This window comes from Pseudomonas onubensis (genome assembly GCF_965653655.1).
Lineage (GTDB): Bacteria > Pseudomonadota > Gammaproteobacteria > Pseudomonadales > Pseudomonadaceae > Aquipseudomonas.
The window spans coordinates 1-9,977 of sequence record NZ_CBFHAZ010000156.1; the positions used below are offsets into that span (position 1 = coordinate 1).

Annotated in this window: 9 protein-coding genes; 4 read left to right on the plus strand and 5 right to left on the minus strand. The window is 59.3% G+C overall.

The window, feature by feature from the left end:
* Positions 1-345: 345 nt before the first annotated feature.
* A complete protein-coding gene (locus ACTD9P_RS28345; protein WP_438870242.1) occupies positions 346-951 on the minus strand; it encodes a helix-turn-helix transcriptional regulator in 606 nt (201 codons plus the stop codon).
* 294 nt (positions 952-1,245) lie between these two features.
* On the opposite strand from ACTD9P_RS28345, the gene ACTD9P_RS28350 reads away from it, so the two are divergent.
* From ACTD9P_RS28350 to nadA, 4 genes are all read left to right on the plus strand, one after another.
* Entirely contained in the window at positions 1,246-1,476 is a 231-nt protein-coding gene (locus ACTD9P_RS28350) for a hexameric tyrosine-coordinated heme protein (protein WP_438870243.1), read from the plus strand.
* Positions 1,477-1,698: 222 nt separating this feature from the next.
* The gene (locus ACTD9P_RS28355) at positions 1,699-2,985 is read left to right on the plus strand and encodes an OmpP1/FadL family transporter (protein ID WP_438870244.1); all 1,287 of its coding nucleotides are present in this window, start codon (positions 1,699-1,701) and stop codon (positions 2,983-2,985) included.
* Positions 2,986-3,252: 267 nt separating this feature from the next.
* Positions 3,253-4,692, plus strand: coding sequence for a lactate dehydrogenase (locus tag ACTD9P_RS28360; RefSeq protein WP_438870247.1), 1,440 nt, complete (start codon positions 3,253-3,255; stop codon positions 4,690-4,692).
* Between the two features lie 236 nt (positions 4,693-4,928).
* Positions 4,929-5,987 (plus strand): quinolinate synthase NadA, encoded by a 1,059-nt coding sequence (gene nadA, locus ACTD9P_RS28365; protein ID WP_056858584.1) that lies wholly within the window; start codon positions 4,929-4,931, stop codon positions 5,985-5,987.
* Positions 5,988-6,139: 152 nt separating this feature from the next.
* Here nadA and ACTD9P_RS28370 read toward each other — a convergent pair whose 3' ends face one another.
* From ACTD9P_RS28370 to ACTD9P_RS28385, 4 genes are all read right to left on the minus strand, one after another.
* Positions 6,140-6,628: an RDD family protein gene (locus ACTD9P_RS28370; protein ID WP_438870245.1), complete on the minus strand. Its 489-nt coding sequence runs from the start codon at positions 6,626-6,628 to the stop codon at positions 6,140-6,142.
* A 94-nt stretch (positions 6,629-6,722) separates the two neighbouring features.
* The gene (locus ACTD9P_RS28375) at positions 6,723-6,935 is read right to left on the minus strand and encodes a cold-shock protein (protein WP_056858586.1); all 213 of its coding nucleotides are present in this window, start codon (positions 6,933-6,935) and stop codon (positions 6,723-6,725) included.
* Between the two features lie 391 nt (positions 6,936-7,326).
* Positions 7,327-8,451, minus strand: coding sequence for a glycine cleavage system aminomethyltransferase GcvT (gene gcvT, locus ACTD9P_RS28380; protein WP_438870246.1), 1,125 nt, complete (start codon positions 8,449-8,451; stop codon positions 7,327-7,329).
* Between the two features lie 39 nt (positions 8,452-8,490).
* Positions 8,491-9,867, minus strand: a complete 1,377-nt coding sequence (locus ACTD9P_RS28385) for an L-serine ammonia-lyase (protein ID WP_138814070.1) — start codon at positions 9,865-9,867, stop codon at positions 8,491-8,493.
* Between the last annotated feature and the right edge of the window lie 110 nt (positions 9,868-9,977).

The following is a 9,977-nucleotide window of genomic DNA, read 5'->3' on the forward strand; positions in this document are numbered from 1 at the left end:
CGCGAATGCGGTGGGTCAGTCAATTCATCTGTTTCTGACACACCGCATTCGCGAGCAAGCCCGCTCCCACACTTAAACCGCGTTGCATCAGGTAGATAGGCTTTGCTTCGCACTTGATCTGGCTCTTGCTTCAACCACTCAGGTCGGCTTTCAGGCCGCCGTGCTGTAGATCTTGATCTTGATCTGAAACGCCCCGTTAACCACGATGGCCCAAGCGAGGTGCCGAGTGGTGGGGCGAGGACCTTTTGGTTACTTTTGACTGGGCCGGCATTCCGGTCCTTGCAAAAGTGACCCGCTGTAAGAGCGGAACCCTACTCAGCCGTGACCGCAGCAACGGATAAACACTCACCCCATCTGAATAAAGTACTGACAAATCAACCGATCTTCACGTAAACACTGCTCATTGGCCGGCATCCCCGTAGCCTCGGAAAAGAACGCCGCCATCGCCCGGCACACACACTGCTCTTCACGCACCACGCTGCCCACCGGGCAGGCGAAGTTGCGCACCATCACGCCACCTTCCTGAGGCACCGCTTCAGTACTGGCACCCAAGGCGTCGGCCGCCGCCATGGCCGCCCGCAGGCCGCTGTCGAATGTCGCAGGGTTGGCCAGCCCGGCACGTTGCGCCAATTGGCGGCCAGTCTGCTCCAGCACATCGCCCAACTCATCGACGTCGTAGCGATCTTTGAGCGTGGCCAGCAATTGCGTGAGCAAAACCTGGTAGGCCGTCGAAGTGACGTCTTCACTGCCCGGCGCAGCCTCGAACACCACCGGCGGCTTGCCGACCGTATTAGGCGGGCGGATTTTGCTGCGGCGCACCAACCCCTCGGACTCCAATTGCTTGAGCTGCACGATCACCGCGTTACGGGTGACGGCCAGGTGCTCGCAAAGCTGTACCACGGTCAGTGGCTCGCGCTGGAGAAGGTGCAGGATGTCACTTTTGGTGCTCACGAGTGGCCAGGTTCACGGGTAGTTCGGGGGCTTGAGTATAACGCCCAAAAGCCTGGATCCAAGCGGAAAAACAATAATGACAAAATATATTGTCATTATTGTTGTTAGGTGATTAGAATCCGCCAAAATCACCCAGCTGTCCTCCACCCAACCGTAGGTCCACCGATGAAAACAGCCCAGCGTTTATTGATTGCGCTCCCTCTCACCTTCACGTTGATGGGCAGCGCCATTGCGCAAGACCAGCCTCAGCCATCCACGCGGCAATAAGCGACCTATAACAAGAGGGAAATCCTGATGAGTCTGATACCGAACAATTCACTGATCACCGCCACCCCGGAAGAGGGGCGCGAGTTAGCCATCAAGATGGCGCGGCTGGTGATCAAGGCTACGCAACCGGACGAAGCGGTGCGTGGGCGTTTACGCGACGTGTACGCCAATGACGCAGCGATGCTGATCAGCATCGGCCACGTAGTGGCGACGGAGTTTGCGACTATCGCAGCGGCTAACAAATACTGGAACCCATAACGCGAGCGGGCGGCCAATGCGAGGCGTTGGCTGCCTTTGCGCATGGGTGAAACTCACCAGTCACGATCAGGTTAAAAAGTCATAAAAGGACACGTAAAATCGGGCAAAGTCTTGAAAATCCTGAGATTGTCCGACAATCCAGAGCATGAAAAACTCTTCATAAACGCTCCGCTCGAACGTTGGTAGTTTCCCCAGCGCTGCCCAATAATTCGAGTCCTAATAATGAATAACAAAACTCTTAAAAGCGCCTTGGCGCTCTCCATTTCGCTCGCCTCCACACAACTGCTCGCCGGTGGTTTCGCACTCAACGAGCAAAGTATCAGCTCAATGGGTACAGGCTACGCCGGGCGTTCTTCCTCGGCCGACGACGCCAGCACGGTGTTCGGCAACCCGGCCGGCATGTCGCGCATCAAGCACAATGAAGTCAGCATCGGCGCGACTTACCTGGATGCCAAAACCAACATCAAGGACGCCAGCTCCTCACAAGGCGGCGCCGACAACCCTGGCACCAATAAAGGCGACATGGTCCCCGGCATTGCCGTGCCGATGGGTTACCTGGTGACGCCGATTGATGAACACTGGGCCTTTGGCCTTGGGGTCTACGCGCCGTTCGGCCTGGTGACCGACTATGAACACGGCTTCCAGGGCAATGGTTTTGGTAACAAGAGCAAGGTTCAGGTACTCACCGTGCAGCCGACGGTCAGCTATGCGTTCAACGACAAGGTCTCGGTAGGTTTCGGCCCGACCTTCAACAAAATCACCGGCGAGCTGGACTCCAAAGTCCCGGCGTTTGGCTTGGGCACCGAGACGGCCAAGATCAAAGGTGACGACACCGCGATGGGCTTCAACGCCGGCATTCTGGTGCAGGCGCTGGACAGCACTCGCGTCGGCGTCACTTACCACTCGCAAGTGGTCTATCACCTGAGCGGCCATACCAACGCCTCGGGTGTGCTCTCGGATTTGCTCGACGGCGGGGCGCAGAAGTATGACGCCAAGCTGAACGTCACTACGCCGTCGTCCGTGGACTTCTCGGTTACGCACCAACTCACCGACGCCCTGACCCTCTACGTGGGCAGCACCTACACGCGCTGGAGCCAGTTGAAGAAAATCACGGTCAACAACTCTGGCGTTTCGGACATTACCGCTGAGCTGGCCGGCCTGAACTCCATCACCGAAGAGCAGCATTGGCACGATACCTGGTCCCATGCGATCGGCCTGTCATACCAGCTCAACAAACAACTGGTGCTGCGTACCGGCTTCTCGGTGGACCAGACGCCGACCAACAACACCGACCGTTCGGTGCGCATTCCGACGGGCGACCGCACCGTCTTCAGCCTCGGTGCCGGCTGGACGCCTGTGGATAACCTGACCTTTGACGTGGCCTATTCCTACCTGAAGGAAGAGCCCATCAAGGTGCGCGACAACAATCCTCAGTTGGCGCTGACCTACGACGCCAAGTATGAAAACAGTGCCAATGGTTTTGGTGGTTCGGTGACTTACCGCTTCTGACCTGTGGATAACGGCAAAGGGCCGGTTTTTTGGCGTGGTCCTTTGCCGTAAGTTTTGACCTCAATGCTGTCAATCGCGGCGTGTCTTGGTTAGATTGAAGGCTAATCAGCTTTTAGGACACGGACTGTCATGACTACGCTAACGCCGATCATCGCGACCAATCCCCTCATTCTTCGCGCCGCCACGACCTCACCGCCGGCAGCGCTTGCGAACACCCTCGACGTCTCACCGGCCCGGCCGTCTTCCGTGGTCAGCCTCGGAAATCCCGTGGCCGACGTTATCGATCTCTATTCCAAAAACGGGCAGCTCCCCGGCCGCGAAACCGTGTGGGCCTGGGAAAACGATAATCAGGACGCAGTCACCCAGGCGATCAGCCAACGCTTCGGTTCAATCTCCACGGCCAGCCGTTACAGCGGCCTCGGTGCTGCGTTGGTGGATCAGTTCACCGGGGGCGGCGGGGCGGGGATTTCACAATCGGTGCTCAACACCACGGCAGAGCGTGCCGGTGATACGGGCGGGATCAAGGCCGACCAGGCGGTGTTGCACAGCAAGGCCGACAACCAAATCAGCCTCAGCATCAAGACCGCCAGCGGTAAGACGGTGACGTTCAGCCTGTTCACTCAGAAAGACGGCTTGGGCGTGCAGGCCACCGTCGACGGCGGCGATTTGACCGCGGATGAACTCAAAGCCGTCGGCCAATTGGGGACGGCGTTCCAGGCTTCGGTCGATGGGTTGACCGCCGTACCGCCGAAACTCGACCTGAGCAAACTGACCCAGTTCGACACCAGCGCGTTGGCGTCGGTGGACCTCAACGCCAAAGTCAAAACCCAGGGGGGCGAGGACATGAGCCTGGCGTTCCACGCCGACAGCCAAAGCCGCACCACACGTATGAGTGGCCCGGCCGGCGACGTCGACCTGTCTGTGGACCTGAAAAACCGCGCAATCCTGGGTGACTCCAAACAGCAGGCCAATGCGATGAAAACCTACCTCGCCCAGTTCGACCGGGTGCAACAGCGCGGTAGTGCCAATGCTGATTTGATGGCGATGTTCAAGGATGCGTTCAGCGCCATGAACAGCAACTATCCCCAAGGCGCTGGCGCAACGAATGCATTGAGCAACAACCCGACCGACAAAGGTTTGCTGACAGGGCTGGCGGACTTCAAGGCTTCGATCAAGCAGGCCGTCGGTGCGTCCAACGCAATGCGTCCTACGGAAGTCGACAGCTTCTCCTACACCGTGTCGCAGAAGACCCAGGTCAATGGCCGCAGCAGCGCGGACCGCAGCGTGACCCAGAACCAGCAGTCGGTGCTGTCGGCAAACTTCCACAAAAGCCTCAGCGGTGGCGAGCCACCGGTGTTGGATGGCACCCGCGAATCGCAGAACTACCTGTATGTGCAAGTGCAGGACAAGGCCAGCAGCACCGCGAGCTTCTCCTATAAGGATGGCCAACTGGCGAGTGCTTCTGTGTCGCAGTCGGCGGTGCAGAACACCCGGACCCAGAAGTACGAGATGGCCCAGTTGGTGTCAGACACGGTGGTGCCGAAAGAAGGCTCGTCCAAACGCGACTACCTGGCGTTGCTGGAGCACGCAGCCCAGGAGGTTAAAAAGTCCAAGGACGCGCTGGAGCAATCAACCTTGAAGGACGCCCTGGCGGCCATGCAGGATTCGGTGCTGCTAAAGGACTATCCCGCTGTACTGATGCGCTGAGGTTGCGCGCCATGAAAGCGGGAAGGCTCATCACGGGGCCTTCCCGTTTTTTTTGCCCGACAGGCGTGCGCCTGGATGCCAGATTAGGCTTTTGAATCGATTCGATATTCTGTAGCCTTGCGCAGCTTTACCCGTGCTTGATGAACACAATCACTTCGTCCGGCGGCGCCCGAAGGGCTCCAGAGCCGGTGGTACACTCGACTTTCGCGCTTACTGCGCTTGCAGGTCTTGCGAATATGACGCAAATTTCCGAACGCCTACTGGTTCAAGCCCACCTCGACGCCAAGCAGCCCAAGGCGCTGAGCGCCGACGAAGAGGCGAGCCTGCGCAGCGCCATCGCCGCCGAGCTCAAGGCTCAGGACGCGGTGCTGGTGGCCCACTTCTATTGCGACCCGGTGATTCAGGCCCTGGCCGAAGAAACCGGTGGCTGTGTCTCCGACTCCCTGGAAATGGCCCGCTTTGGCGCTGCCCACCCGGCCAAGACCGTGTTGGTCGCCGGCGTGCGTTTCATGGGCGAGACCGCCAAAATCCTTACTCCCGAAAAACGCATCCTCATGCCCACCCTGGAAGCTACCTGCTCCCTGGATCTTGGCTGCCCGGTGGATGAGTTTTCGGCATTCTGCGACCAGCACCCGGAGCGCACGGTGGTGGTGTACGCCAACACTTCGGCGGCGGTCAAAGCGCGTGCCGACTGGGTGGTTACCTCCAGCTGCGCGCTGGAAATCGTCGAAAGCCTGATGGACAACGGCGAGACCATTATCTGGGGGCCGGACAAGCACCTGGGCACTTACATTCAGCGCCAGACCGGTGCAGATATGTTGCTGTGGGACGGCGCGTGCATCGTCCACGAAGAGTTCAAGTCCAAGCAGCTTGAAGACATGAAGGCGCTGTACCCGGACGCCGCGATCCTGGTGCACCCGGAGTCGCCGACGGCGGTGATTGAATTGGCTGACGCGGTGGGTTCCACCAGCCAACTGATTGCCGCAGCCCAGCGCTTGCCGAACAAGACCTTTATCGTGGCCACCGATCGCGGCATCTTCTACAAGATGCAGCAGTTGTGCCCGGATAAAGTCTTTGTTGAGGCACCGACCGCCGGCAACGGCGCGGCCTGCCGCAGTTGCGCGCATTGCCCGTGGATGGCGATGAATACGCTGGAACGCACGCTGCAGTGTTTGCGTGAGGGCAGTAATGAGATCTTCGTCGAGCCCTCGGTGATCCCGCACGCCGTGCGCCCGCTCAAGCGCATGCTGGATTTCACCCAGGCTGCGCGCCTCAAGCTGGCTGGCAACGCCTGATCCAAGGCGCACCCGGTCAAAAATGTGGGAGCGGGCTTGCTCGCGAATGCGTTGGGTCAGTCACCAAATGTATCGACTGACACACCGCATTCGCGAGCAAGTCGAATCGTCGCACCGCCGCTCCCACATTTGGATCTTCACTCTTTCAGCGGTTACTTTTTCTGCTTGGGGATCCGCACCAGCTGCGTATCCGAGTAGATGTCATGCCAGCTGCGCTTGCGCTTATCAAACAGCGACCAGACAAACCCCAGCCCCACGCATAACCACGACGCAATCGCCACCACGAACCGCAGCAGCGCCTGCCACAGGCTGATGCGCGAGCCGTCGGCGTTCTGCACGCGCACGCCCCACACCTGCATACCCAGCGTCTGCCCCGAGTGGGTCCAGAACTTGGCGAAGAAACCAAACAGCACAAAAAACAGAATCGTCGACAGCAGCGGGTCGCCGTCCAGTGCGCCGGACTCGGTGAGTGTGCGCATCCTGGCTTCGCCGATAAACGCCATCCACACCAGCTTGTAGATAAACGCGGTGACGATCAGCAGCGCGGTGCACAACAGGAAGTCATAGAACATCGCTGCCAGACGACGGCCCAGGCCAACGGCGGGGAATTCGCCTTGGGGGCTCAACAAAGGTTTGGGCATGGCCGTCTCTCTTGAGAAAAAAGCCATTTTACGAGCAAACGCACATAAAAAAGCCCCTGATGTCACCATCAGGGGCTTTTTGTCGCAGTAAGGATCAGCCTTCTGCTTGTACTTCGTCAGCCTGCATGCCTTTCTGGCCTTGCACGGCAAGGAAGGTGACTTTCTGGCCTTCTTTGAGGCTCTTGAAGCCGTTGCCCTGAATAGCGCGGAAATGCACGAACAGATCCGGACCGCTTTCTGGAGTGATAAAACCAAACCCTTTCTCGTCGTTGAACCACTTGACGGTACCGCTCTGACGATCAGCCATTTTCTTCTTTCCTTTGACGCTAAAAATTAATGACAGCCCCTTTCACATGAAAGAGTACTGGGCTGGGTTGCAGGAAAGTAAGAGACGTCGAACGGGTTGTAGCAAACTTATAGCTACTGCCCAGGTCCAGGTTCCAAGCGACCCATGCAAACACAGTGGCTAAACTCTACGTCAACTAATACAGAAAAAACAAGCCCCGCAAACCCCCAGGTTTTGCTCGGCCATATGACACTTCGTTGACTAAAAGTGGATCCCACATATTCGATAGCGTTGCTCACTTGTTATAGGCTGGCGCCTAGTAAAAAGACTATCGTCAATGCACTAATTTATGGCGGTTGCGTTACAAATTAGTGCGCGTTAACGCAACCGCGTTACTTATTGGAACAGTCAATCAACCACGGTAGTAACGTTGCGGTACAAATGGCATTTTACTTACACGTAATGGCACCTTTTTCCCACGTACCAACGCAGACACTTCGGTGTCCAGTGTGACAAATGCGCTGTCCAGGTAACCCATGGCCAGCGGGCCGCCCAAGGTCGGGCCAAAGCCGCCGCTGCACACGCTGCCGATCACCGTGCCATGCTCATCGACGATTTCTGCGCCTTCACGCACCGGGGTGCGTTCCTGTGGCAACAGGCCCACGCGCTTGCGGCTTACACCGGCTTGCTGCTGGGTGAAGATGCGGTCGGCGCCGGGGAAGCCACCGGCACGTGCGCCATCGGCACGCCGGGCCTTGGAGATCGCCCACAGCAGGCTGGCTTCAATCGGGGTGGTCTCGGTGTTCATGTCATGGCCGTAGAGGCACAGGCCGGCTTCCAGGCGCAGGGAATCGCGGGCGCCCAGGCCGATGGCTTGAACTTCGGTTTCGGCCAGCAGGCTGCGCGCCAGGCTCTCGGCATTGGCCGCCGGTACGGAAATCTCAAAACCGTCTTCGCCGGTGTAGCCCGAGCGGCTCACGTAGCAGTCCACGCCCAGCAGGCGCAGGGTGGCGAACTGCATGAAGGTTATCTTGGCCACTTCAGGCGCCAGGCGTGCCAGCACTTTCACCGCTGCCGGGCCTTGCAGAGCCAGCAGGGCGCGCTCTTCGAACAGCGGCTCGATGCTGCACTGCTCGCCAATGTGTTTGCGCAGGTGGGCCAGGTCCTGATCCTTGCAGGCCGCGTTGACCACCAGGAACAGTTCGTCGTTGCCCAGGTTGGCCACCATCAAGTCGTCGAGGATGCCGCCCTGGTCATTGGTGAACATGGCGTAGCGCTGCATGCCGACTGGCAGGTCGATGATGTCGACCGGCACCAGGGTTTCCAGGGCCTTGGCGGCGTTGGCGCCGGTCAGGCGGATCTGGCCCATGTGGGACACGTCGAACAGCCCGGCTTGATCACGGGTGTGCAGGTGTTCCTTCATTACGCCCAGCGGATATTGCACCGGCATGTCGTAGCCGGCGAAGGGCACCATGCGCGCGCCCAGCTCGATGTGCAGCGCGTGCAATGGGGTTTTCAACAGGGTTTCGGTGGACATGTTCAGCTCCTGAAAAACGTGCGGACGCGCTTGTAGGCGTCAGCACTCGATAATGTTGACGGCCAAACCGCCACGGGCGGTTTCCTTGTATTTGCTTTTCATATCGGCGCCAGTCTGGCGCATGGTGCGGATGACTTTATCCAGCGAGACGAAGTGCTGCCCGTCGCCGCGCAAGGCCATGCGCACCGCATTGATCGCCTTGACCGAGCCCATGGCATTGCGCTCGATGCACGGCACCTGCACCAGCCCGCCAATCGGGTCGCAGGTCAGGCCGAGGTTGTGTTCCATGCCGATTTCGGCGGCGTTTTCCACTTGGGACACGCTGCCGCCCAACACTTCACACAAGGCGCCCGCAGCCATGGAGCAGGCCACGCCGACCTCGCCCTGGCAGCCGACTTCGGCGCCGGAAATCGAGGCGTTTTCCTTGTACAAAATACCGATGGCGGCGGCGGTGAGCAGAAAGCGCACCACGCCGTCCTCGTTCGCGCCGGGGATAAAGCGCATGTAGTAATGCAACACCGCCGGCACAATCCCGGCCGCACCGTTGGTGGGCGCGGTGACCACGCGCCCGCCGTTGGCGTTTTCTTCGTTGACCGCCAGCGCATACAGGTTGACCCAATCGAGCACCGACAACGGGTCGCGCAATGCCGATTCGGGGTTCTTGCACAGCTGCCGATGCAGCGCCGCTGCACGGCGCTTGACCTTCAAGCCGCCGGGCAAGATGCCTTCGTTGCGACAACCGGCATCCACGCAGTCCTGCATCACCTGCCAGATATTCAGCAAACCGGCGCGAGTCTCCGCCTCCGGGCGCCAGGCACTTTCATTGGTGAGCATCACCTGGCTGATGGACAGCCCGTAAGTAGCGCAATGGCCAAGCAAGTCCTTGGCATGTTTGAAAGGGAAGGTCAGCGGCGTGGTGTCTTCGACAATCCGGTCAGCGCCGGCAGCGTCTTCATCCACCACAAACCCACCGCCGACCGAGTAATACTCGCGGCTGCGGATCTGGATACCGGCGGCGTCGAAGGCACGAAAAATCATGCCGTTGGGGTGGTAGGCGAGAGGCTTGCGAATCATCGCCAGGTGCTCTTTCTCGTTGAACGCAATGCTGTGTTCGCCGAGCAGGTTCAAGCGACCGTCCCCGCGCATTTGCGCAAGGCGTGCGGCGACGGTTTCGGTATTCACGGTGTCCGGGTGTTCGCCTTCCAGGCCCAGCAACACGGCCTTGTCGCTGCCGTGGCCTTTGCCGGTGGCGCCCAGTGAGCCATAGAGTTCCACCTTGATGCCGGTGGTGGCGCTCAGCAGGTTGTCGCGCTTGAGGCCCTCGACGAATCGAGCGGCGGCGCGCATCGGGCCGACGGTGTGGGAGCTGGAGGGGCCGATGCCAATCTTGAACAGGTCGAACACGCTAAGGGACATGGTTGTTCTCCGGTTTCTTATTATTTTGGAAGACTTGCTCGGTTCAAATGTGGGAGCGGGCTTGCTCGCGAATGCGGTGGTTCAGTCACCAGATGTATCAACTGATACAC

Bases quoted from the DNA above. Each gene is read 5' to 3' on its own strand.
- ACTD9P_RS28350 (WP_438870243.1), top strand. From the start codon at position 1,246: ATGAGTCTGATACCGAACAATTCACTGATCACCGCCACCCCGGAAGAG.
- gcvT (WP_438870246.1), bottom strand. From the start codon at position 8,451: ATGTCCACCGAAACCCTGTTGAAAACCCCATTGCACGCGCTGCACATC.
- ACTD9P_RS28375 (WP_056858586.1), bottom strand. From the start codon at position 6,935: ATGGCTGATCGTCAGAGCGGTACCGTCAAGTGGTTCAACGACGAGAAA.
- nadA (WP_056858584.1), top strand. From the start codon at position 4,929: ATGACGCAAATTTCCGAACGCCTACTGGTTCAAGCCCACCTCGACGCC.
- ACTD9P_RS28385 (WP_138814070.1), bottom strand. From the start codon at position 9,867: ATGTCCCTTAGCGTGTTCGACCTGTTCAAGATTGGCATCGGCCCCTCC.
- ACTD9P_RS28355 (WP_438870244.1), top strand. From the start codon at position 1,699: ATGAATAACAAAACTCTTAAAAGCGCCTTGGCGCTCTCCATTTCGCTC.
- ACTD9P_RS28370 (WP_438870245.1), bottom strand. From the start codon at position 6,628: ATGCCCAAACCTTTGTTGAGCCCCCAAGGCGAATTCCCCGCCGTTGGC.